This is a genomic window from Pseudomonas sp. 91RF (genome assembly GCF_003576265.1).
GTDB lineage: Bacteria > Pseudomonadota > Gammaproteobacteria > Pseudomonadales > Pseudomonadaceae > Aquipseudomonas > Aquipseudomonas kribbensis.
Map to the genome: position 1 here is coordinate 37,191 of NZ_QWFC01000013.1, position 22,592 is coordinate 59,782.

Here is a 22,592-nt window from a genome sequence, read left to right on the forward strand (position 1 = left end):
AGTCGGTGGTTTATAGACTGAGGCCAAACAGCTCATCGTCGATATCGCGGAACGTGGAGAACGCATCGCCGTAAGCCTTCTCGTTGTTGATACGCTCAAGCTGTTGCCCGAGCAGGGTCAGTCGCTGTTTCAGACTGCTGGACTGTTCGATCCTGGCGACATTCTTCGGGTCCTGGCGGATGTCACGCAGGGTCTGGCGCATCCAGATGATTGCACCGGCATACTTCATGTCGATGTAGATCTGTTCAGAGTCGGCTTCGAACCGCCATTGCTGCGCGTTGAGTGCCATGACCTGCGATTCCATCAGGTCCAGATTGTCCTTGGTGATTTTTATATCCACCCCGAGATCCGTGCGAAAAGCGCTGGCGGGCACTCTGGACTGCGCATGTTGGAGCAAACGGCCGACGTTCGCGTTCGGGTGCTCGGCGTTGCTCTTGCGCAACACCGCGAGACGTTTGGTGATTGACTGCATTTTCTCGTTCAACTGGAAACTTCTGTCGCGCAACGTCCCGGCATTTTTGACGACGCCGTCAACTCTCCCGGCATCCTTGTAGTGGTGAGTCGCCCACAGGGTCAGCGCGCTGGATAACAGGATCAGCAGCATGAGCGGCCACCGGCGTCTGTTTGCCGGTTTGACGCTCGCTGGCGAAGCGCCGCGGCGGCAGAGCCACTTGACCAGCCACGCATCGAACCCGTTGAGCGCCGGTGTTTCCAGCGTCAATCTATGGGCGAAAAATTGCCGCACACCCTGTTCGATCAGTTTGTCATCGAACTCTATGGCGTTGCTGATGTAGTAGGCGCGGATGCGCTCGGCGATGTCCGCGCGGCGGCTGGGCAGGTCCAGATGATCCTGAATCTGCTTTTGCTCATGGCGCAGTTTGTCGATGAACGCCATCGCCGTCAGTTGCTCGGAGAGTGCGGTGCTGCTCATGGGGGGTGTCCTTTTCAATCTGTCATTCTCCCGAACCACCCCAGCGGCGCCAGTAGCCTGCATCTTTCATCGAGCTGATCAGATGATTGATTTTTCGCTCGGCGGCCGTCGAGTCACCGGCTTTCAGGACCTGGTGGATGACTTCGACTTTTCTGCGCAACTGGGTTCGGATTTCATCCGGTACCCAGCGGGAGGCGATGCGCTCTTTCAGCGAGCGGTAGCGCTTCGACTGCAGTTTGAGCATGTCTTGTTCATAGTCCCAGAGATCGCTACGCAGATCGTTGTACGCATCTTGTGCATCCTGGTGACTGTCGTAGTCGTTGACTTGCTTGAGCAACTGGTCGATTTCCGCCAGGCGCTGATCCAGATTGCTGGAGTGGGCAATCCCGATGGCAAACTGCGGGTCTTGCAGCATTGTTTTAAGGTCATTGCGAGTGTCGAGGATACGTCGGGCGTACTTCACGTTGTTTTCAACATCGCTCAGAGACCGGTTGATCGCATACCGGCCCTCCTCGAGTTCTTTGACGCGGGTATTGATCGCGCCCGCGTTTGCCGATGTCACGGGTTCGGAAAGGCCGATAGACGTACGCACGTCGGTAGCCGGCAACGCACTTCGGGCGCGCTGCAGCAATACGCTGGCGTGCGGGTCCGGTTGTTCGGCCAGCCTTCGAGCCAGGGCCTCTACGGCGCCACGCTGCTTGTCCACTTCCAGGAACAGCTTTTTGCGATCATCGCGGACCATCGCGGCGGCGGTGCTGACCTTGCGCACTTCGACCGGACTGTAAACCGTCGGGCTGGTGAATTTGTAGACCGCGAAGGCAATGACCAACAGCACCAGGGCAGAGGTTCGCAGCGTTTTGAACACACTGGAACGCCGGACTAACAAGTTGATCAGCCAGGTGTCGATGGCACCCGTGGGCGGTATTTCCAGCAGCAGGCGACGCGCAAACACCTGACGCACGCCTTGCTCGATCAGGTTGTCGTCGAATGCGATGTTGTGGTTCTGGTAATAGGTGCGAATGTGCTCGGCAATTTCGGCTCGGCGTCGCGGCAGGTCGAGGTGTTCCTGAACCTGTTTGCGCTGATGGCGCAACTCATCGACCAAGGCCATTGCGCCCATCTGTTCGGAGAGTGGAATACTGCTCATCGGTGTCCTTTCCAGGTTGAGGCGTCATGCAGGGCAAGTATGGCGGGGGAGTATACCGGGGCGGTCAATCCCGAGTGCCGGCCTCGTGCCAGAGGCAGGCAAACATCATTCTCGAGATGACCGGACCGGAGTGACTCCTGGTGGCTGCGGCGTCAGCGGCAACCTTCAGCCATTGGTCGTGGCTCTGCAATCTCTGCGCATGTCATCGTTTTTGATGTTCTGGCAGCCACCCCGACCTTGTTGTGCCCTGCACAAGTTACGCAGGTCATCGTCGTGAATGTTCGTGCAGCTGTCGATGCCTCTCTTGCCTTTGCAGAGATTGCGCTGATCATCGTCGCGGATGTTCCCACAGCTATCGCTACCCTCTGCTTCGGATTTGCAGGCGTTGCGCATGTCATCATTTTTGATGTTCTGGCAGCCACCCCAGCCTTCCTTGGCCTTGCAATAGTTGCGTTGGTCATCGTCCTTGATGTTTTCACAACCGGCGTGCGCGTAGCCGCTCAACATCAATAACATCACGAGAATCAGTCTCATCGGGGGGGGTACTTCCATGATTGTCAGGAAACAGCCTGACGCTGGGGGATGCCGTATGCCTGAAGACAAACAGCGATATCGCATTGACATCATTTTAAAGAAAAGTTCATGGACGGCCTATGTGCAGGGCGGAAATTTTGGAGCGTCTCCGGACGTTGATGGGTGCAGTTCAGTTGATTTTTGATTTGCCATGGCGGGGTGAATCCGTGAAGGTATACATGAAACAGTTTGTAACGCCTCGCCAGGGATGGAACCGCGCATGATTCAGATCGGCCATCGCAACAACGCCCCCACGCCGCAGCACAAAACCCAGGACATCTACATCTTCAGCATCGACCTGTCCCGACCGGCGACGCCGTTCTGTTTCGAGCAATCGATTGGTGGCGGGCATGTCGAGCAGGGTGGTGCGCGGTGGCTGGCGCTGGATGAGCTGGATGGCTGGCCCGGGGAGTGGCGTGAGCATTTGAAGAAGGCCAATTGCGCCTGGGTGGCCGAGTTGCTGGATGCGCATCCGGGGGAGAGTCAGGCTGATCTGGTTTCGCTGATTCTCCAGCGCTACGCCGAGCCGGCGCAACCGACCGGGCGCTTGCAGGCGATCGGGCGCTGGTTCAAGCGTCATTTCTATATTGGCGGCCGGTACGGCGTCTGACCCGAGGAAACGCCATGACTCAGACTCTGGAACGCGCCATCGCCATTGCCGCCACGGCCCACGCCGGGCAGTTAGACAAGGGTGGTGCGCCGTACATTTTGCATCCGCTGAAAGTCATGCTGCGCATGAGCAGCCTGGAAGAACGCATCGTCGCGGTGCTGCACGATGTGGTCGAGGATTGCGGCATCAGCCTGGATGATTTGCGCAAGGAAGGCTTCAGCGAAGAGGTTTTGTCGGCTATCGAATCGGTGACCAAAGTGCCGGGCGAATCCTACGAGGATTTCGTCGAGCGCGCCGCGCAGAACCCGATCGGGCGGGTGGTGAAACTGGCGGATCTGGAGGAGAACAGCGACCTGTCGCGGATTGCCTCGCCGAGCTGGGAGGATCTGGAGCGGGTCGAAAAGTATCGGCGGGCGATTGGCCGGTTGCGCGCTTAAACTCGTTTAAATAGCCAGGAAGGCGACCATGAAATCCATTCTATGTCTGTTGATCGCTGCCGGATTCGGCGCGCTGTTGCAGTTCGAAGGCGTGCCCCACGGCTTGCTGCTGGGCTCGATCCTTGTCACCGCTCTTGCCGCTACCAAATTCGGTTTTGCACCCAGGACCCCCTATGGCTTGGGTTACATCCAGGTCACGCTGGGCATCGCCACCGGACTGATGTTCGAAGCGTGGGACAGCGCGACCGTAACGACAATGCTGCCAAGCCTCGGCCTGTTGCTGCTGTGCCTGACAGTACAAGTGGTGCTGTCTGCCTGGTGGCTGGCGCGCGGAGCGGGGTGGAATCGCACCGACGCCTTGCTGGCGGTGTATCCGGGGGCGTTGGCGGCGGTGTTTGATTTGCTGGAATCACATCAAGCGTCGAGCAAGGTCATCGTCGTGCACCTGATGCGTTTGCTGCTGATCACGGTGTTGGTGAGTTTGCTGATTCCCGGTCAGGCAGCGGTCGCGGTGGCCGAGGTCGATCCGTTGTCCACGGGCATGGCGTTGACCGTGTTCTCGCTGATTATTTCGAGCATCGTGGTCGGGCGATTGCTGCTGGCGATTGGCGTACCGGCGCCGTTCATGTTGACGGCGATTATCCTGACGGCCGTGTTCTTGAAATCGGGATGGCTGCACGGCTTTCACATGCCGGACTGGAGCCTGAATCTGGCGGCGCTGATTCTCGGGGTGCGGATCGGCTCACGCTTCCAGGGCCTTGGTCTTGCGGAACTGGGACGTCATGGCCGTACGGCACTGGTCTCGGTGGGTTTGATGATTCTGGTCGCGGCGGGGTTCGCCGAAGTGGCGGCGCGATTGCTGGGCAGTGATGCGTTGTCGCTGTGGCTGGCCTACATGCCGGGAGCAATCGAGACTATCGCCATCGTGGCGTTTGGTGGCGGATTGAACGTGGTGTTTATCCTGACTCACCATCTGGTGCGGATGGTGCTGCTGCACTTTGCGCCGGCGTTGCTGGTGCAGGTGCGTAGAGCGCGGGAAGAAGTTTGATCTGTGTGTCGTTCGCTTTTTTGTGTCTTGAGGTAGGTCATGGGGTCATGGGTTCGGTGCAAATGTGATGAGCTGGTTCACAAAAACTGGTTTTGCGGGACGGGTGTTTCTCTGGTGGCTTCAGAGGGTGCGCTTGATCTGCCGGATGGAAATCAAATGACCGCCAATCAACTCGTCGACAAGCTGTTTGCGGAGTCCGACATGCTTCTCAGATGCTGGAATTGCGCTCGGATCATTTTGTTGAACGAGCGGGGCGGGGAGTTTGATATCAGGTTTTTCGCCCCCGAGCCTGATTGATCGGCGGTGCCCTGCTACTAAATCTGGGCTGCTGTGCAGCCCAGCGAAAGCAGGTCGAGCAACACTAGAAGATGTGCGTTGCGAATCCCTCGAGTCCCGGCGCAATCCCGTCCTTCAATGTCAGCGCCGGAATCTCATAATCCCCGCCATTTTGCCGTCGAAACCCTATCGGCTGGGCACTCCACAACTCATCCAGTCTCAGCCCCAGTTCTTCACACGTCCGGGCAAACCGCGCCTCATCCATTTTCCCCGTGCGATACACCACAAACGGCGGCAGCACTTCGAATCCGGGGTAGTAGAGAATCCCGTGATGAATCGGGAACAACAGATCATCGATCGGCCCGTTGATCCCGCGCTGACTGTAGTGCGATTCCCAGCCGCCGGCCGTGACCATCAACATCGCCCGTTTGCCTTTCAACGTCCCTTCGCCATAACGATCACCCCAGCGGGCGTCAGAATGTTCGCCGACGCCGTAGGCAAATCCGTAGGCGTACACGCGCTCGACCCAGCCCTTGAGGATCGCCGGCATGGAAAACCACCAGAGCGGAAATTGCAGTATCAACGTGTCTGCCCACAGCAGTTTTGCCTGTTCGGCGGCGATGTCAGTGGCTTGCCGGGCTTGTTCGAACGCGAGTTTCGAGTCGAGGGAGGCATCGAATGGCCGACTGCTGTCGCGACCGGGGCTGTCGTCGGCGTCGAGGCTGGCTTTCCAGTTCATCGCGTAGAGGTCGGAAACCTGCACGCTGTGGCCGGCGGCTTCCAGACGCTGGACGGTGAAGTCTTTCAACGCGCCGTTTAGCGATTGCGGTTCGGGGTGGGCGTAGACCAGTAGCACATTCATGGTGAAACTCCGTTGCTGAGTGACAGCAGGATCGGCGCCCGGCAGGTATATTGGAAATGAATGTCTGATATATCTGGTATAGCCATGAATAATTTACGTCGCCTGGATATCAACCTGCTGCTGACCCTCGACGTGCTGCTGTCGGAGCACAACGTCACCCGCGCCGCGCAGCGGCTGAACCTGTCGCAGCCGTCGGTCAGTGTGCATCTGGCCAAGTTACGCGACATCTTTGGCGATCCGCTGCTGCTGCCCGGCCCACGGGGCATGCGCCCGACAGCACGGGCCGATGAATTGCGCGAGCCGTTGCGCGAGGCACTGGAAGCGCTGGAGCGGGCGGTGGCGCCGGCCAGTGCGTTCGACCCGGCACAGGCAACGAATACCTGGAAAGTTGCGGCATCGGACTACGGCGAATCGACCGTAATCCTGTCGGCGCTGGCCGGATTACGCACCCAGGCGCCGGGTTCGCGCCTGGCGGTACTCGACCTGTCGCCGCAGCATCTGGTGAAGCAGGCGGAGCAGGGCGTGATCGATCTGGCTCTGCACACCAGCGAAGATGCGCCATTGGAGCTGCATCGACGGGCGCTGTTTACCGAGCGCTACGTGCTGGCAGGGCGCGCGGGGCATCCGAAACTGCAATGCAAGCCGACGCGCGAGCAATTTTGCGAGCTTGAGCATGTGCTGGTGTCGCCGGAGGGCGGAGGTTTTTTCGGGGTGACGGACAAGGCATTGGCGGAGGCGGGGCTGAGCAGGAAAGTCGTGCTGTCGGTGCCGCACTTTCTGTTGCTGATGTCAGTGCTGGCGAGTACCGATCTGGTGGCGATGCTGCCGTCGCGGCTGGTGCGCGACCGTTCAGCGTTGCAGGTGGTTGAACCGCCGCTGGCTGTGCCGGGTTACGAGATGGCGATGCTCTGGGCCGAGCGCTCGCATCGTGATCCGGCTCACAAGTGGTTTCGCGAGCATCTGGCGGCGTCCGTGTGAATCATGCATGCCCCAACGCAATCGCAAACGACACCACGATCATGCACGCAAACGCAAAATTGAGATTCATGAGCTGTTCATCCTGAGCCTTATTAAAGTGGGGCCATTGTGAACAGGCTGAAAGCAAAGAAAAAATTCGGCTTCATGATTTCAAAGATCGAAACAATTGATATCAGCCGGTTTGTGTTTGGCAGATGCATTGGTTAGGCTCGCCAAACCTGCAACTACAAGCACAAACAGGCAAAACCATGCACGATCATTCCGCTTCCGAGCTTCCCTCTCTGCGTCGGCAGAAAATCCTGCTGATCCTCGAACGTGATGGCAAGGTCATGGCGTCCGAGTTGAGCCAGCACTTTGCGGTGTCCGAAGACACCATCCGCCGCGATCTGGCCGAGCTGGACAACGCCGGGCTGGTGCAGCGGGTGCATGGCGGAGCGCTGCCGCGACCGAAGGACACCGGCAAGGATTACTTCACGCGGATCAGTGAAACCGACGAGGTGAAAACCAGCCTTGCGCAGCTGGCGGCCGGAAGGGTGAAGGACGGTCAGATCGTGCTGTTCGATTCCGGCACCACCACGTTGCAGATCGCCCGTTCGTTGCCCTCGGATATTTCGATCACCGCCGTGACGACGTCACCGATGACGGCGATCACCCTGGCGGAATACAAGGGGATCAAGGTGATTCTGGCGGGCGGGCAACTGAATCTGGCGACGATGTCGGTCAGTGGTCACGAGACGGTGCGACTGTTGCAAAGCATCAAGGCTGACGTGCTGTTTACCGGAGTGTGCGCGATTCATCCGGAGGTGGGGTTGAGTTCGCTGTATTTCGATGAGGTGCCGGTGAAACAGGCGTTGTTCGACAGTGCGGCGCAGGTGATAGCTGTGACCACGGCGGACAAGCTGGGGGCGGTGGAGCCGTTTGTGGTGGCGCCGTGCAGCCGGGTGCATACATTGATTACCGAGCGGCATCTGGCGTCGGGTAGTGCCGAGGATTATCGGCGGTTGGGGATTGAGGTTGAACAGTTGCCCGACTGAGGTTTTGTAGTGAAGCGGGTGGCCTTATCGCCAGCAGGCTGGCTCCCAAAGTTGGTGTGAGGGAGCCAGCCTGCTGGCGATAGGGCCAGACCTATCAGCGCAGTTTTTCCAGCATCTGGTAGTACCACATGCCCGCCGCCAGCATCGGATTCCCCAGCAGATCCCCCATCGGCACGCGAATGTGCGAGCACGCGGCGAACGTGTCGAACTGCTGCATCTGCCCGGTGATCGCGCGGCTCATGATTTCGCCCATGATGTGGGTCGTGGCGATGCCATGGCCGGAGTAGCCCTGGCAATACCAGACGTTGTCCGAGAGCTTGCCCAGTTGCGGGATGCGGTTGATGACGATGCCCATCGCGCAGCTCCACTGGTAATCGATCTTCACCCCCTTGAGCGCCGGGAAGGTCTGCTCGATGCACGGCCGCAGTTCGCCGGCGATGTCCCGTGAGTCCTTGCCGCTGTAGTTGGCGCCGCCGCCGAACAGCAGGCGGCCGTCGGCGGTGAGGCGGTAGTAGTCGAGGACGAAGCGGCAGTCGTAAACGGCGAGGTCTTCGGGGTTGATCTGCCGGGCCAGATCCCCCAGCGGTTCGGTGGTGACGATGCCGCCCATGGCCGGGAAGATCTTGCCCTTGAGCTGGCCCGGTTCGAGCTTGTGGTAGACATCGCCGGCCAGCAGCACCTGATTGGCGTCGATCCGGCCATGGGCCGTGCGAACGCCCGGACTGTCGCCGTGGATGATCTCCAGCACTTCGCTGTTTTCGAAGATCAACGCGCCGAGGCTTTCCGCCGCCCGCGCCTCGCCGATGCACAGATTGAGCGGGTGCAGATGCATGTTGCGGGTGTTCTTGATTGCGCCGTGATAGAGGTCGCTTTGCAGCAGATCGCGCACCTGGCTGCGGTCGAGCAGACTGACTTCATCGCCCATGCCGCGACGCACGGCTTCGTCGTAGTCGCTGCGCAAACCGGCCATGTGGCTTGGCTTGTAGGCGGCGTGCAGGTGACCGTGCTTGAGGTCGCAGTCGATGCCGTATTTCTCGACGCGCTGCTTGATGATTTCGTGGCCGCGCCAGCGCAGGTGCCAGATGAAGTCGTCGACCTCATCGCCCAAGGTGTTGCGCATCTGTTTGCGCATCGCGCCGTCGCCGGACAGGCTGCCGGTCACCTGTCCACCATTGCGCCCGGTAGCGCCCCAGCCGATCTTGTGGCTGTCGACGATGGCGACTTTCAGGCCTTTTTCCGCCAGTTCGACGGCGGTGGCGACGCCGGTGAAACCGCCGCCGATGATCACCACATCGACCTTGTGCCGGCCTTGCAGGGTCGGGTAGTCGGTGTCGCGGTTGAGGGTGGCGGTGTAGTAGGAATTGCTGCGTTCAGTCATTTTAAGTTCCACACAAAATTCGGGAGGCAGAGTGCAGTCCTTGTGGGAGCCAGCCTGCTGGCGATGAGGGCCTGTCAGACACATGAATGTTGAAAGACACACCGCTATCGCCAGCAGGCTGGCTCCCACAGGGTTCAGTGGGAGGCGTCAGGCTTCTGTGAGGTACCAGCGCCAGTCCTGCTCACCCACTTCGGCCATGAACTGCCGGTATTCCGCGCGTTTCACTGCCAGATACACCCCGAGAAATTCCTGCCCCAGCGCATCCCGTGCCCAGGCCGATTTTTCCAGCGCCGTGAGCGAAGTCAGCCAGTCGGTCGGCAGCAATTCCTTCGCCTGCGCATAGCCATTGCCTTGCACCGGTTCGCCCGGATCGATGTCTTCTTTTATGCCGCGATGAATGCCCGCGAGGATCGCCGCAGCCGCCAGATACGGGTTGGCATCGGCGCCGCAGATGCGGTGTTCGATGTGCCGGGTGTTGGCCGGGCCGCCGGGTACGCGCAGGCTGACGGTGCGGTTGTCGACGCCCCAGGTAGGCGCCAGTGGCGCGTAGCTGTTGGCCTGGAAGCGACGGTAGGAGTTGGCGTTGGGGCAGAACAGCAGCAGCGAATCGAGCAACGAGGCGAGCATCCCGCCAATCGCGGTACGCAGCAGCGGGGTGCCGGCCGGGTCTTCGGAGGCAAACAGATTGCGGCCCGCGGCATCGGCGAGGCTGACGTGCATGTGCATGCCGGTGCCCGCCAGATCATCGAAGGGTTTGGCCATGAACGTTGCCTGCATCCCGTGCTTGTGCGCCACGGCTTTGACCAGCCGTTTGTAGCGCACGGCCTGGTCCATCGCCTCCAGCGCATCGCCGTGTTCGAGGGTGATTTCCACCTGGCCCGGCGCGTATTCCGAAATCGCCGTGCGCGCCGGAATACCGTGCAGCTTGCAGGCGCTGTAGAGGTCGGCGAGGAACGGTTCGATCTGCTCCAGCTCACGCAAACCGTAGACCTGGGTGTGCCTCGGTCGACCGCCGTCGGCATCCAGCGCCGGTTGCGGGCGACCATTGTGATCGCGTTTGGCGTCGAGCAAGTAGAACTCCAGCTCGCAGGCCATCACCGGGTGATAACCCTCGGCCTTGAGGGCGTCGATGACCTTGATCAGCAGGTGACGCGGGTCGGCAATACTGGCCGGCATGCCTTGTTCCGGGTGCATGCTGACTTGCACCGCCGCAGTCGGGATCTGTCGCCATGGCAGGCGCACCAGACTGCCTTCCAGCGGGTAGGCGCGGCAGTCGATGTCGCCGACGTCCCACACCAGACCGGAGTTTTCCACGTCTTCGCCATGTACGGTCAGGCCGAGAATGGTGCTTGGCAGCGGGCGACCGCTTTCGTACACGGCGAGCAGTTCTTCGCGGTGCAACAACTTGCCGCGTGGCACCCCGTTGGCGTCGAGGATGAACAGCTCGATCATGTCGATGTCGGGGTTCTGATCCAGAAAGTTGTGTGCGTCTTCAATGGCTGCGAATTTCATAATCAATCAATCACTCACGATGGCGCCGCACAGGCGCGCAGATTCGGGCCGGACGCAGCTCGGCAAAAGGCGCGGGCGTCCTGGCAGGGATATCGAAAAAAGAGGGGGAGCTGTCGCGATTTTTAACGGCGCGATCAGACGGACAGACAGATATCCGGCGGGCGTGCGGAGTGACGCAGCTTGGAACGGCTCAGGGCCATGGGGAGATTGACGATGCGATTCATGCGCGGCCCCTGTGAAGGAGGGCGCACAGTGCAGAGACGTTCAACGATTCTGATTGTTGTAGTGACGTGCTCATGACGCGTGTTTCCGTTGGCGGAAAACGTCGGCGGCGGGAGTGTCCCGCCATGCCGGTGTGGCTGGATAGTAAGGGGGAAGTCCGGGATAAGTAAACGCCTGATTCCGATGCGCGCGGCATGCCACCGGTTCAGCGCAGCAGATGAAACCCCAGCCCGACGAGGGCGCAAACGATCAACACCTCGATCACGCCGCGCTTGAAAACAAACAGCCCGAGGGTGGCGGCGAGGGCGAGCAACAGCGCAAAAAAATCTGGCTGTGCGGCAAAACCCTTGGGCCAGAACACGTGGTAAGCAAAGAAACACGCCAGATTCAGGATCACGCCGACCACGGCAGCGGTGATCGCCGTCAGCGGTGCGGTGAACTTCAATTCGTTGTGGGTCGACTCCACCAGCGGCCCGCCGGCAAGGATGAACAGGAACGAGGGCAGGAAGGTGAACCAGGTCACCAGCGTCGCGGCCAGCGCACCAGCGGCGAACGCGTGTTCCGGGCCGAACGTCGGTTGCACGTAAGCGCCGATGAACCCGACAAACGCCACCACCATGATCAGCGGCCCCGGCGTAGTTTCGCCCAGGGCCAGTCCGTCGATCATCTGCGTCGGCGTCAGCCAGCCGTAATGCCCGACCGCACCTTGATACACATAGGGCAGCACGGCGTAAGCGCCGCCGAAGGTCAGCAGCGCCGCTTTGGTGAAGAACCAGCCCATCTGGGTGAAGGTGCCGTCCCAGCCGAACAGCGCCGTCAGCAGCGCCATTGGCAGACACCACAGCAACGCACCGATCAGCACCAGACGCAACAGCCTCGGCAGGCTGAATCGCGTATGTTCGGGTGGTGGGGTATCGTCATCGATCAGCGCCGGGCCGAAGGACTTTTCGCTGCCGCGATGACCGCCATTGTTGAACCGCTGAGGTGCCCAGCGTCCGCCGAAATATCCGATCATGGCCGCGCCGAGCACGATCAGCGGAAACGGCACGTTGAAGGCGAAGATCGCCACGAACGCCGCTCCGGCAATTGCCCACAACCAGCCACTTTTCAAGGCCCGCGAGCCGATGCGATGGGCCGCGTGCAACACAATCGCAGTCACCGCCGGTTTGATCCCGTAAAACACCCCGGCCACCACCGGTACGTCGCCAAACGCGATGTACACCCAGGACAGGGCAATCAGGATCAGCAGCGATGGCAGCACAAACAGCGCCCCGGCCAGCACGCCGCCACGGGTGCGGTGAAGCAGCCAGCCGATGTAGGTCGCCAGTTGCTGGGCCTCGGGGCCGGGCAGCAACATGCAGTAGTTGAGTGCATGCAGAAAGCGCCGTTCGGAAATCCAGCGACGGCGCTCCACCAGTTCCTGATGCATGATCGCGATCTGCCCGGCGGGGCCGCCGAAGCCGATGCAGCCGAGTTTGAGCCAGAAAGGCCAGGCTTGGCGCAGGCTGACAGGCTGGGGGCGGGGCAAGTCCTCGGGGGGCGTTGTGCTCAAGTGCGGCTCCACGGTCGATTCGGCGGGAGTCGCTATCTAATCAGGCTTTTGTTGCAGCCGACAGTGCCCTGTCAGGCATGCGCCAGACTCCAGCGAAACGCCGCATTCTGATCACTCTCCCGCGCCTCGACCCAATGCGACCCTTCAGGCGTAGTCTCGCGCTTCCAGAACGGCGCACGGGTCTTCAGCACATCCATGATGAACGCGCAGGCCTCGAACGCCGCATGCCGATGCTTGCTGCTGACGCCGACGAACACAATCGGCTCGCTCACCGACAGTGCGCCGACCCGATGCACAATCTCCACCGCCAGCAGCGGCCAGCGCTCGCGGGCCTGTTCGGCGATCTGCTCCAGAGCCTTCTCGGTCATGCCCGGATAGTGCTCCAGAAACAGCTCGGTCACTGACTGCCCGACGTTCAGATCCCGCACATAACCAATGAAATTCACCACCGCGCCCACCCGTGGATTACGCGAATGCAAATCGGCAATCAACTGGCCGGCATCGAAGCCTTTACGCTGGACTCGAACCCCCATGGTTCAACCTCCCGTGACCGGCGGGAAAAACGCGATCTCGTCGAAATCCTCGATGGCCTGATCCGGCTGGCACAGCTCCTGATTCACCGCACACATCAGGTTGCCGGCGCCGAGCACTTCACGCCACAGATCACCACGCTGCATCAGCATCTGCCGCACGTCTTCGACACTGTTGAGTGAATCCGTCACCGGGATCTTTTCACCCCCAAGATTGAGCCGGTCACGGTAGCTGGCGAAGTAGTTGATCAGAATCATTGCGGGTTCTCCCATTGAAAGTGCCCTGAGCGGCCGCCCTGTTTGCTCAGCAGGCGGATGTCGCCGATGGCCATCGCCCGGTCCACCGCTTTGCACATGTCATAGATCGTCAGCGCGGCGACGCTGGCGGCGGTCAGGGCTTCGAGTTCGACCCCGGTCTGGCCGGTGAGGCGGCAGGTGCTGGTGATCTGCACGCGGTCCGGTTCGCAAGCCTTGAGTTCGACGTGGATTGAACTGAGCAGCAATGCGTGACACAGCGGAATCAGTTCGTGGGTGCGCTTGGCCGCCTGAATCCCGGCGATCCGCGCCACGGCGAATACGTCGCCCTTGGGGTGACCGTTGGACTGAATCATTTGCAGGGTTTCCGGACGCATCTGTACCCAGGCCTGGGCGGTAGCTTCGCGGCGGGTCGCGGCTTTGTCGCTGACGTCGACCATGTTGGCGCGGCCCTGATCGTCGAGGTGGGTGAGGGTGTCGCTCATTCGGTTGGCTCCTGGATCGGGCTGTAGATTCGCGGGGCGTTACGGTGCGGGACGTGGATCAGGTTCAAGCGGTGCTTGAGTGACCAACGCACGGTCAGCGCGGTGGGGGCGGACAGGCTGACGAGGGTGCCCAGGCGGGCACGCACGGCTTTGTGGATCAGTTCGAGGCTGCAACGGCTGGTGACCACGACGAAGCCCTGACGCGCATCGAGGCCTTCGAATTGCAGGGCGCCGATCAGCTTGTCGAGGGCGTTGTGGCGGCCGATGTCTTCGCGGCACAGCAGCGCTTCGCCGTCGGCGTCGAAGTACAACGCCGCGTGCAGTGCGCCGCTGCTGCGCGCCAGTTGCTGGGCCTGTTCGATGCGCTGGCGGATGCCGTCGAAATGCGCGGCCGGTGGCAGCGGCGTCGGCGTCAGGATCTCCAGTTGCGGCAGCGCCTGTTCAAGGGCTTCCACACCGCAGAGGCCGCAACCGCTGGTGCCCGCCATCTGCCGCCGGTGATCCTTCAGGGCCCAGAATGCACGGCTGGAAATCTGCACGTCGGCCTGACAGGCCTGGTCGAAATGGGTCAGGCGGATGTCATGAATATCATCGAGGCTGTCGACGATGGCGTTGCTCAGGCTGAACCCGCGAATGAAGTCCTCGATGTTGCCGGGCGAGACCATCATCACCGCCTGGTTCAAGCCGTTGTAGCTGATGGCCAGTGCGATTTCGGCCGCCAACGCCGCGTGGGACACCGGCGTGTCGTCGAGGTATTCGCGATAAGCGACCTGCGCCGGTTGTGGCGCGGGGGCGTTGGCATCGCCCGTTTCGATGGTTGGTTCAACCTGGCACAGCATCCTGAAAATCCCCGAAGCGCTGAAGTGGGTTCAGGCTACGGGGCAGGGAAAAGTGCGTCCAATCGCTTGTTCCGATGCAGTGATTGGATTGGTCGATCACTGAAGGCGTTAAACGGCAGGCGCCTCGATCCCGAACATCTTCCGCGCCTCGGCAAAACACTTCTCGGCAATCGCCGAACGCGGTTCGGTCTTGCGCATCACCAGCCCCAGCGGCGCGAGCACGCTGGCATCCGGCAGGTTGATGAAGGCCAGGTGCTCGATCGGTTCTTCCAGCCCGCTGTCCAGCGGCATGATCGAGCAGCAGAAACCCTGGTGGATCGCCTGCAGCAGTTGATAGGTCGAATCGCTTTCCATGATCGGCTGTGGATTGAGCCCGCGACTGCGGAAGCTCAGGTCAATTGATTTGCGGTAATGCATGCCGGTGGTGATCATCCCCAGCGGCAGTTCGGCGGCGTCTTCCCAGCTCATTTCCGGGCCTTCGAAATGGAAGTGACGGGTGTCGTAGAGCAGGCCGACGCGGGTTTCGCCGATCTCGAAAAACTCGAAATAGTTCGGGTTGACGTGGTCCAGATAACACACGCCCAGGTCCAGCTGATTGTTGCCCAGGCCTTCGATGATCTCGTCCGAACTCAGGGACGACAGGCTGTATTTCAGCTCGGGAAATATCCCCGACAAACCCTGAATGTAATTGACCGGATTGAAGTTGCTCAGCGGCACCAGCCCCAGACGCAGGCTGCCGACCAGTTGCCCGCGACAGGCAGCGGCTTCGGCGAATAACCCGTCGTGGGCCGCCAGCAACGTGCGGGCCCAGGCCAGTACGCGTTCGCCGGCCTGGGTGAAACCCTCGAAGCGCTGGCCGCGATTGACCAGCACCAGATCCAGCTCGTCTTCCAGATTGCGCAGGCGCATCGACAGGGTCGGCTGGGTGATGTGGCAGCGCGCGGCGGCCTGGCCGAAGTGGCGGGTTTCGTCCAGCGCGATCAGGAACTTGAGTTGTTTGATGTCCACGATGGCACCTGCTCGAAGGGAAATTTGGATTGAGTATTGACGCAGATGCGTACGGCGCACGAAAAGCGCAGGTGGCGACGATCCCATTGATCGCGTTTTACGTCCAATCGGAAGCGTTGAAGAAGCTATCGAGGGATTCAATCATGGCCGGTTTCATTGGCTGGATCAGTGAGCGCCGCCCGATAAAAAAACAGCCGATAGAGCGGGTCGATAGTGTGGTTGGTTAGAGTGATTAGACAGTCTTGATAAGTGGCACTTAGGCTCTGGCCCAATTGAATTGGCGAAGGCCGGAGAGTGCCATGAGTGTTAAAGCGGATGCCCTGTTTGTTCCCTTGAATATTGCCGTGCTGACGGTCAGCGATACCCGCGATTACGCCAGCGATACCTCCGGCCAGTTGCTGGTCAGCCGCTTGCTCGAAGCCGGCCACACCTTGAGTGAACGCAACCTGCTCAAGGACGACCTGTACAAGATCCGCGCCCAGGTCGCGCAGTGGATCGCCGACGACAACATCCAAGTGGTATTGATCACCGGCGGCACCGGTTTCACTGGCCGCGACAGCACCCCGGAAGCCGTGGCTTGCCTGCTGGACAAGCAGATCGACGGTTTCGGCGAACTGTTCCGCGCCATCTCGATACTCGACATCGGCACCTCGACCATACAAAGCCGTGCGCTGGCAGGCCTGTCCAACGGCACGCTGGTGTGCTGCCTGCCGGGTTCCACCGGCGCTTGCCGCACGGCGTGGGAGGGCATCCTCGCCGAGCAACTGGATAACCGTCACCGCCCGTGCAACTTCGTCCCGCATCTCAAACCGGTGCAAGCCTGCGGGCCAAGGGGATGAGCAAGCCCGGATTGATGCCGGTCGAGGACGCACTCGACCAGTTGCTGGCGATGGCCAACGAACAGCGCCTGCCGGACAGCGAACCGGTGCCGCTCAATGAGGCGCGCGGTCGAGTGCTGGCCAGCGATCTGGTCGCGACCCTCGACCTGCCGCCATGGCCGAACAGCGCCATGGACGGTTACGCCTTGAATCTCGCCGATCTGCATCGCCAGCCGTTGGGCGTTTCGCAGCGGGTCTATGCCGGGCTGGCGCCGGACGCCTTGCTGCCCTGCACCTGCGCGCGGATCTTCACTGGCGCGCCATTGCCCAATGGCGCCAATTGCGTGGAAATGCAGGAAAACACCGAGGTGCTGGAGGACGGTCGCGTGCGGTTTCTGCAGCCGCTGAAAGTCGGCCAGAACATCCGCGCCCAGGGCCAGGAAAACCGTGTCGGCGACACTCTGCTGCGCGCAGGTAAACGCCTCGGCCCCTTCGAACTGGCGGTGGCTGCGGGGCAGGGCATGACCCATCTGCCGGTGGTCCGTCGTCCGCGCGTGGCATTGCTGTCGACCGGTGATGAGCTGGTGGAACCGGGCCAGCCTTTGCGTCCCGGCAGCATCTACAACAGCAATCGCACCTTGCTCGACCACTGGTTACGCGAACTCGGTTGCGAGGTGATCGACGCCGGGATTCTTCCCGATCGCCCGGCGCAGACCCGGCTCAAACTTGAGCAGTTGCAAGTGGCGGCCGATCTGATTCTGACCACCGGCGGCGTGTCTGCCGGTGATGCCGACTGCCTCGGCCAGGTGCTGCGTGACAACGGCAAACCGCTGCTGTGGAAACTCGCAATCAAACCCGGCAAGCCGCTGACGGTCGGGCATTTCGGCACGGTGCCGGTGATCGGTCTGCCGGGCAATCCGACCTCGGCACTGGTGACCTTCGGCCTGTTGGCGCGCCCGTATCTGCTGCGCATTCAAGGCGTGGAAGAGGTGATGCCGTTGAGCTTCACCGTCAACGCCGGGTTCGACTGGCCGAAACCCGGCAGCCGCCGCGAGTACCTGCGGGTGCGTCTGGAGGGCGGACAAGCGGCGCTATATCCGAACCAGAGTTCCGGCGTGCTGCTTGGCGCGACCTGGGCGGACGGGCTGGTGGACATCCCGGAGAACAGCACGTTGCGAATGGGCGATCCACTGCGCTTCATTCCGTTCAGCGAGCTGTTCTGAGCACGATCAAAAGGTGTAGATCACTTGCCCGGCAAGGGACGTCTGCAGCCGACGCTCGACAATCGGGCTGTCGGCGGCTTCGTGATTCAGGTACTGCACCGCCAGCACCGTCGACACGCTCCATTGCTTGTCCAGCGGCAATGACCACGTCAGGTCAGCGCCGCGACTGATCAACCCGGCCCGGGCCTTGTACGCGCGGAACTGGCTGCGCGAAGCCTGGGCGTCGCTGACGCCGTACCAGGTGCGCATGTAATTGCTGTCGCCGAACTGGCTGTTGAGGCCGCCGGAAACCTTGCCGAATCGTCCTTCGTAGAGCGGCGCGCTGATGCTCAGTTTGAGGCGGTTCCAGGACGAGCCGGTGTCGTGGTCATCGTCGTCCTTTTCCAGTGCATGTTCGAAACTTGCGCCGAGAATGAGCGGGCCGAGGTGATACGTGCCGTCGAGCCCGATCACCGGGCGCGACTTGATCGAGCCCATGCCGTTGAGTTCGTCCGAGCCTTTGTAACCGGTCTTGCGATCCTTGCGCACGTCGCTGGCGCCGATGTAGACGCTGAGGCCGAAATCCTCTTCATCGAAACCCCAGCCGAGGCCTCGGCTAGTGTCGAGGAACACACCGTAAGGGCTGACGATTTCGACACCCACCAATGGCGCCACCACTCGTTCATCACTGCCGCTGTAACGCGGCGCACTGGCCGCCCCGGCGCGCAGCGTGGTGTGCCAGTCTTCGGCACGTAGCGAGTCGCCGGGCAGCAACAGACAAAGGGAGGTCAGGGACAGCGAAAAAGTACGCAGCGAAACCGGCATGGGGCACCCGATGGGGAAGATGGATGCGCCATGCTAGGCGGGCGTCGCCCGGCAATCTTTGGCAGCTTTGTCGGGAAACTGTCAAAGACTGTGAAGGCGGCTAACGGGTCAATCCCAGTCGTTCGTGCCATTGGGCGATGGACTCTTCAGGGTAGACCTCGAATTGCCGGTCCTTCGCGCTCGCCTGCACTTCGACCCACGGCGCTTTCGAGCCGAGCATCAGGTGGGTGTGCTCCGGCGGCACCGGCAACGGTGTATCGATGGCCGAGGCGAACGGGTGGATCAGTTCCGGCCATTCCGGGCTGAACAGCCACAGACCGCTGCCGCACAACGAGCAGAAATGCCGCTCGGCGGTGCTGCGATGAGCGCGTTTGCCGCCATCGTCTTTCATCTTCGCGTGGTAGATCGTGATGTGTTTGCGTCCGCTCACCTTGAGGCTGGCTGCGTCGCCGCCAAGATTGATCGCATAGCCGCCACCGCCCTGGGTCTTGCGGCAGATCGAACAGTAGCAGCGCTGATAAGGGTAGGGGTGGGCGCTGTCGAGGGTGAATGAAACCGCGCCGCAGTGGCAGGAGCCTTCGAGGTGCATGGTGGCCTCCGGTATTTTTTGTCGATGCGGTTCAGCCTAGAAGAGAAGGGGTGAATGTGCTGACGCCATCGCGAGCAGGCTCGCTCCCACACTTGAAACACGGTCCAACTGTGGGAGCGAGCCTGCTCGCGATAAACGATAACGCGGTACAACTGGACGCCCACGAATCCGAAGGTCAGCATGTCCGCAAAAAAAGGGACCCAAACCCATGCGCCGACTACCTTCCCTGGCCGCCCTGCGAACCTTCGAATGCGCCGCCCGCCACGCGCATTTCGGCCGGGCCGCCGCCGAGCTGTGCGTTACCGACAGCGCCGTCAGTCATCAGATCCGCCAGCTCGAAGAGCAACTGGGCGTGTCGCTGTTCATTCGCGAGGGTCGGCAGATCCGCCCGACCATCGCCGCCGGGCGCTTGATGCAGAGCCTGCAACAAGCCTTCGAACTGATCGGCGATGCATGCGATGAATTACGCGATCCATCCTCGCTCGCCGTGTTGCGGCTGGCGGTCACGGCGGAGCTGGCGCAGAAGTGGCTGATGAACCGCCTCACCGATTTCTACGCGCGTTATCCGCACATCACCTTGCACCTCTACGAACAGCCGATCGACGCCACCGCACCCGGCGAAGACATCGATCTGGCGATCACCTACGGCACCGGTCCGGTGGACAGCAGCGCGTATTTCGTTCGCCCGCTGCCGGCGTTGCAGTTCTTCCCGGTGTGCAGTCCGGGTCTGTTCAACCAGGGCAACCTGAAAACCCCGAAGGACCTGGCCCGCCATTGTCTGCTGCACGACGATCAGGACGGCAAGACCTGGACCGCGTGGCTCACCAGCCATGCCGGCGACTTGCGCCCGGAACGTCAGTTGTATTTCGCCCACGCCGGGCTGGCGCTGGAGGCGGCGGCGCAAGGGCAGGGTGTGGCGATGGGCGATAACCTCACGGCGCAGGAAGACTTGCAGAGCGGACGTCTGGTGCGTCCGTTCACCTCCAGCATGACCGCGCTGGGCCAATACGCGCTGGTCTGCGAGCGGGTGCGGCTGGAGCGTCCGGCGGTGGCGCAGATGCTGGAATGGTTCAACGATCAGCTGGCGGATTGATGAGTTGAATTCAACTGTTCCGAAATAATCATCGTTGGCGAGCCGACCGCTCGCGACCGTAGCCTGAGGTCATTCCCATCCCGATGACGAGGTTTGACCATGGCACGTTTGCTCGACACCACCCCGAAACAGGACGGCTTCCGTCTGCCCGGCGAATTCGAAGCCAAGTCCGGTTGCTGGCTCGGCTGGCCGGAGCGCACCGACGTCTGGCGCAACGGCGCCAAGCCAGCGCAGAAAGTCTGGGTACAGATCGTCACCGCGATTTCCCAGAGCGAACAGGTGACGGTCTGCGCCTCGGCCTCCCAGTTCGCCACCGCCCGCCGCCAGTTGCCGCCGCAAGTGCGGGTAGTCGAGATGACCTGCAACGACACCTGGTTCCGCGACAGTGGCCCGTGTTTCGTGGTCAACGACCAGAGCGGTGAAGTGCGTGGCGTCGATTTCGAATTCAATGCCTACGGTGGCCTCGATGGCGGGCTCTACTACCCGTGGGACAAGGACGATCAGATCGCCAGCAAGATCCTCGAAATCGAACGTTTCGACCGCTACCGCGCCCCGTTGATTGCCGAACTCGGCGGCATCCAGAGTGACGGCCAGGGCAGCATCCTCACCACCGAGCAATGCCTGCTCAACCGCAATCGCAACCAGCATCTGGGCAAGGACGAAGTGACCCGCCGGTTGACCGACTACCTCGGCGCCGAGCAAGTGATCTGGCTGCCGCGCGGTTGCAAGTTCGACGAAACCGACGGCCATGTCGACGACCTCGCGTGCTTCGTGCGCCCCGGCGAAGTGGTGCTGCAATGGACCGACAACCGTGACGATCCGCAGTGGGAAATCTACCAGGAGGCCTACGACATCCTGCGCAGTACCCGCGACAGCCGTGGCCGCGAACTGATCGTGCACAAGCTGCCGCAGCCGGACGTGCTGGAGTGGACCGCCGAAGAAGCCGAAGGCCTCGATCAGCAGGACAGCACCCACACCCGTCAGGCCGGCACCAAAATCTGCGCGTCGTATATCAACTACTACGCCGGCAACACCTCGATCGTGGTGCCGCTGTTCGGTGATCGCAACGATCAGGTGGCGCTGGCGACCCTCGCCGAACTGTTCCCGCAGCACAAGATTGTCGGCATCGAAAACTCCCGGGAAATCCTGCTCGGTGGCGGCAACGTCGCGTGCATCACCATGCCGCAATACGCCGGCCAGAAAAAAGGAGCCTGAGCATGGGCCTGCACAAACTGAGTAAAGCGTTATTGCTGGTGCTTGCACCCCTGTGTGTGCAGGCCGCCGAGCCGGCGAAGCCGGTGGTCAATCTGTATATCTGGGGCGAGTACCTGGCCCCGGACACCCTGAAGAATTTCGAGGCGAAAACCGGGATTCAGGTGGTCGCCGATCACTTCGACTCACTGGAGACCGTCGAAACCAAACTGCTCACTGGCCGCAGCGGCTACGACCTGGTGCTGACCGCCGGCCAGCACCTGTCGCGGGCCATCGAGAGCGGTGCGATCCAGACCCTGAACAAGCAGCAGCTCCCGCATTTTTCCGGAGTCGGTGAAGAGTTCCGTCAGCACATGGCGGTGTTCGATCCGGGCAACCGCTACGCCGGGATCTACGCCTGGGGCACCACCGGCGTCGGCTATCAGGAGGAGGCCGTGAAGCAGCGCCTGCCGGAGGCGCCACGGGACAGCTGGGCGATGCTGTTCGATCCGGCGGTAGTGTCGAAATTCGCCGATTGCGGGGTGAGCCTGCTCAACGATCCGAACGAAGTATTCGCGGCGGTCATGAAGTACATGGGCCTGGACATCAACCGCCAGAGCCTCGATGACCTGAAACTCGCCGAGCAGCAACTGGCGAAGATCCGCCCCTACATCCGCTATTTCGACAATGACCTGAACATCAGCGACCTGGCCAACGGTAACACCTGCGTGGCGATGTCGTGGAACGGCAACGTTGCCATTGCGGCGGGTCAGGCAGAGGCGGCGAAAAAGCCGTTCAAGTTGAATTACCGGATTCCGAAGGAGGGCACGCTGATCTGGTTCGATGCGATGGTCATTCCCAAGGGTGCACCACATCCCAAGGCCGGAATGGCATTGATGGATTATTTGATGACGCCTGAGGTGATCGCGCCGATCACCGATACCATTCACTACGCCAATGCGATCACGGCGGCGGACGGGTTGATTGATCCGGCGATTCGCAATGATCCGGGGACTTATCCGCCGGAGGCGGTTAGGGCTTCTCTGTACAGCAAGAACGACAATGGCAAGGCGTTCAACCGGGCTTTGATTCGGGCGTTCAGTCGGTTGAAGTCCGGCCTTTGATGCGTCATTGAACAGACAGACGCCATCGCGAGCAGGCTCGCTCCCACATTTGGAACGCATTTCAACTGTGGGA

26 protein-coding genes are annotated in these 22,592 nt (G+C 61.3%); 12 read left to right on the forward strand and 14 right to left on the reverse strand.

Translation table 11 applies throughout. The annotated features are described in order from the left end of the window. Positions 1-10: 10 nt before the first annotated feature. The 3 genes from DXT77_RS02795 to DXT77_RS02805 all read right to left on the reverse strand — a co-directional run bounded on the left by DXT77_RS02795 (position 11) and on the right by DXT77_RS02805 (position 2,612). The gene (locus tag DXT77_RS02795; RefSeq protein WP_114882245.1) at positions 11-931 is read right to left on the reverse strand and encodes a DUF6384 family protein; all 921 of its coding nucleotides are present in this window, start codon (positions 929-931) and stop codon (positions 11-13) included. Positions 932-953: 22 nt separating this feature from the next. Then, on the reverse strand, positions 954-2,078 hold the full coding sequence (locus tag DXT77_RS02800; RefSeq protein WP_119426538.1) for a DUF6384 family protein: 1,125 nt from the start codon (positions 2,076-2,078) through the stop codon (positions 954-956). 165 nt (positions 2,079-2,243) lie between these two features. Further along, on the reverse strand, positions 2,244-2,612 hold the full coding sequence (locus DXT77_RS02805; protein ID WP_085708648.1) for a hypothetical protein: 369 nt from the start codon (positions 2,610-2,612) through the stop codon (positions 2,244-2,246). A gap of 259 nt (positions 2,613-2,871) precedes the next feature. Here DXT77_RS02805 and DXT77_RS02810 point away from each other — a divergent pair, with 259 nt between their 5' ends. From DXT77_RS02810 to DXT77_RS29800, 4 genes are all read left to right on the forward strand, one after another. Continuing rightward, a complete protein-coding gene (locus DXT77_RS02810; protein WP_085708647.1) occupies positions 2,872-3,261 on the forward strand; it encodes a hypothetical protein in 390 nt (129 codons plus the stop codon). Positions 3,262-3,275: 14 nt separating this feature from the next. Then, the gene (locus DXT77_RS02815; protein WP_119426539.1) at positions 3,276-3,698 is read left to right on the forward strand and encodes an HD domain-containing protein; all 423 of its coding nucleotides are present in this window, start codon (positions 3,276-3,278) and stop codon (positions 3,696-3,698) included. 28 nt (positions 3,699-3,726) lie between these two features. Then, on the forward strand, positions 3,727-4,746 hold the full coding sequence (locus tag DXT77_RS02820; protein WP_119426540.1) for an AbrB family transcriptional regulator: 1,020 nt from the start codon (positions 3,727-3,729) through the stop codon (positions 4,744-4,746). Positions 4,747-4,902: 156 nt separating this feature from the next. Continuing rightward, positions 4,903-5,043 (forward strand): hypothetical protein, encoded by a 141-nt coding sequence (locus DXT77_RS29800; protein WP_158593088.1) that lies wholly within the window; start codon positions 4,903-4,905, stop codon positions 5,041-5,043. Between the two features lie 64 nt (positions 5,044-5,107). Here the strand turns inward: DXT77_RS29800 and DXT77_RS02825 are convergent, their stop codons facing one another. Beyond that, entirely contained in the window at positions 5,108-5,884 is a 777-nt protein-coding gene (locus DXT77_RS02825) for an NAD(P)H-dependent oxidoreductase (RefSeq protein WP_119426541.1), read from the reverse strand. An 84-nt stretch (positions 5,885-5,968) separates the two neighbouring features. On the opposite strand from DXT77_RS02825, the gene DXT77_RS02830 reads away from it, so the two are divergent. Continuing rightward, positions 5,969-6,862 (forward strand): LysR family transcriptional regulator, encoded by an 894-nt coding sequence (locus DXT77_RS02830; protein ID WP_178083437.1) that lies wholly within the window; start codon positions 5,969-5,971, stop codon positions 6,860-6,862. A 248-nt stretch (positions 6,863-7,110) separates the two neighbouring features. Beyond that, positions 7,111-7,896: a DeoR/GlpR family DNA-binding transcription regulator gene (locus DXT77_RS02835; RefSeq protein WP_119426543.1), complete on the forward strand. Its 786-nt coding sequence runs from the start codon at positions 7,111-7,113 to the stop codon at positions 7,894-7,896. 94 nt (positions 7,897-7,990) lie between these two features. On the opposite strand, the gene DXT77_RS02840 is transcribed toward DXT77_RS02835, so the two are convergent. From DXT77_RS02840 to DXT77_RS02875, 8 genes are all read right to left on the reverse strand, one after another. Further along, positions 7,991-9,274 (reverse strand): FAD-binding oxidoreductase, encoded by a 1,284-nt coding sequence (locus DXT77_RS02840; RefSeq protein WP_119426544.1) that lies wholly within the window; start codon positions 9,272-9,274, stop codon positions 7,991-7,993. A 147-nt stretch (positions 9,275-9,421) separates the two neighbouring features. Continuing rightward, positions 9,422-10,786, reverse strand: a complete 1,365-nt coding sequence (locus DXT77_RS02845) for a glutamine synthetase family protein (protein WP_119426545.1) — start codon at positions 10,784-10,786, stop codon at positions 9,422-9,424. A gap of 427 nt (positions 10,787-11,213) precedes the next feature. Next, a complete protein-coding gene (gene chrA, locus DXT77_RS02850; RefSeq protein WP_119426546.1) occupies positions 11,214-12,560 on the reverse strand; it encodes a chromate efflux transporter in 1,347 nt (448 codons plus the stop codon). Between the two features lie 71 nt (positions 12,561-12,631). Next, positions 12,632-13,093, reverse strand: coding sequence for a molybdopterin synthase catalytic subunit MoaE (gene moaE / locus DXT77_RS02855; protein ID WP_119426547.1), 462 nt, complete (start codon positions 13,091-13,093; stop codon positions 12,632-12,634). 3 nt (positions 13,094-13,096) lie between these two features. Next, positions 13,097-13,348, reverse strand: a complete 252-nt coding sequence (gene moaD, locus DXT77_RS02860; RefSeq protein ID WP_114882252.1) for a molybdopterin converting factor subunit 1 — start codon at positions 13,346-13,348, stop codon at positions 13,097-13,099. Next, positions 13,345-13,830, reverse strand: coding sequence for a cyclic pyranopterin monophosphate synthase MoaC (gene moaC, locus DXT77_RS02865; RefSeq protein WP_119426548.1), 486 nt, complete (start codon positions 13,828-13,830; stop codon positions 13,345-13,347). Before moaC ends, moaD begins: the two co-directional genes overlap by 4 nt. After that, positions 13,827-14,669: a formate dehydrogenase accessory sulfurtransferase FdhD gene (gene fdhD / locus DXT77_RS02870; protein ID WP_119426549.1), complete on the reverse strand. Its 843-nt coding sequence runs from the start codon at positions 14,667-14,669 to the stop codon at positions 13,827-13,829. Before fdhD ends, moaC begins: the two co-directional genes overlap by 4 nt. A 108-nt stretch (positions 14,670-14,777) precedes the next feature. Beyond that, positions 14,778-15,677: a LysR family transcriptional regulator gene (locus tag DXT77_RS02875; RefSeq protein ID WP_085708636.1), complete on the reverse strand. Its 900-nt coding sequence runs from the start codon at positions 15,675-15,677 to the stop codon at positions 14,778-14,780. Between the two features lie 29 nt (positions 15,678-15,706). Between DXT77_RS02875 and DXT77_RS02880 the strand changes: the two genes are divergently transcribed. The 3 genes from DXT77_RS02880 (at position 15,707) to glp (ending at position 17,718) form a co-directional block, all read left to right on the forward strand. After that, on the forward strand, positions 15,707-15,904 hold the full coding sequence (locus DXT77_RS02880) for a hypothetical protein (protein WP_119426550.1): 198 nt from the start codon (positions 15,707-15,709) through the stop codon (positions 15,902-15,904). Between the two features lie 72 nt (positions 15,905-15,976). Next, entirely contained in the window at positions 15,977-16,516 is a 540-nt protein-coding gene (moaB, locus tag DXT77_RS02885) for a molybdenum cofactor biosynthesis protein B (RefSeq protein ID WP_119426551.1), read from the forward strand. Continuing rightward, positions 16,513-17,718 (forward strand): gephyrin-like molybdotransferase Glp, encoded by a 1,206-nt coding sequence (gene glp / locus DXT77_RS02890; protein ID WP_119426552.1) that lies wholly within the window; start codon positions 16,513-16,515, stop codon positions 17,716-17,718. The genes moaB and glp overlap by 4 nt, the downstream gene beginning before the upstream one ends. Positions 17,719-17,724: 6 nt before the next feature. Here glp and DXT77_RS02895 read toward each other — a convergent pair whose 3' ends face one another. Next, positions 17,725-18,522: a MipA/OmpV family protein gene (locus DXT77_RS02895; protein ID WP_119426553.1), complete on the reverse strand. Its 798-nt coding sequence runs from the start codon at positions 18,520-18,522 to the stop codon at positions 17,725-17,727. A gap of 100 nt (positions 18,523-18,622) precedes the next feature. Further along, the gene (locus DXT77_RS02900) at positions 18,623-19,111 is read right to left on the reverse strand and encodes a GFA family protein (RefSeq protein WP_119426554.1); all 489 of its coding nucleotides are present in this window, start codon (positions 19,109-19,111) and stop codon (positions 18,623-18,625) included. Positions 19,112-19,319: 208 nt separating this feature from the next. Here DXT77_RS02900 and DXT77_RS02905 point away from each other — a divergent pair, with 208 nt between their 5' ends. From DXT77_RS02905 to DXT77_RS02915, 3 genes are all read left to right on the forward strand, one after another. Further along, on the forward strand, positions 19,320-20,204 hold the full coding sequence (locus DXT77_RS02905) for a LysR substrate-binding domain-containing protein (protein WP_102621920.1): 885 nt from the start codon (positions 19,320-19,322) through the stop codon (positions 20,202-20,204). Between the two features lie 99 nt (positions 20,205-20,303). After that, positions 20,304-21,419 carry an agmatine deiminase gene (gene aguA / locus DXT77_RS02910; RefSeq protein ID WP_119426555.1) on the forward strand — a complete coding sequence of 372 codons (1,116 nt, stop codon included), beginning with the start codon at positions 20,304-20,306 and terminating at the stop codon, positions 21,417-21,419. 2 nt (positions 21,420-21,421) lie between these two features. Further along, the gene (locus DXT77_RS02915; protein WP_119426556.1) at positions 21,422-22,519 is read left to right on the forward strand and encodes an extracellular solute-binding protein; all 1,098 of its coding nucleotides are present in this window, start codon (positions 21,422-21,424) and stop codon (positions 22,517-22,519) included. Positions 22,520-22,592: the final 73 nt, after the last annotated feature.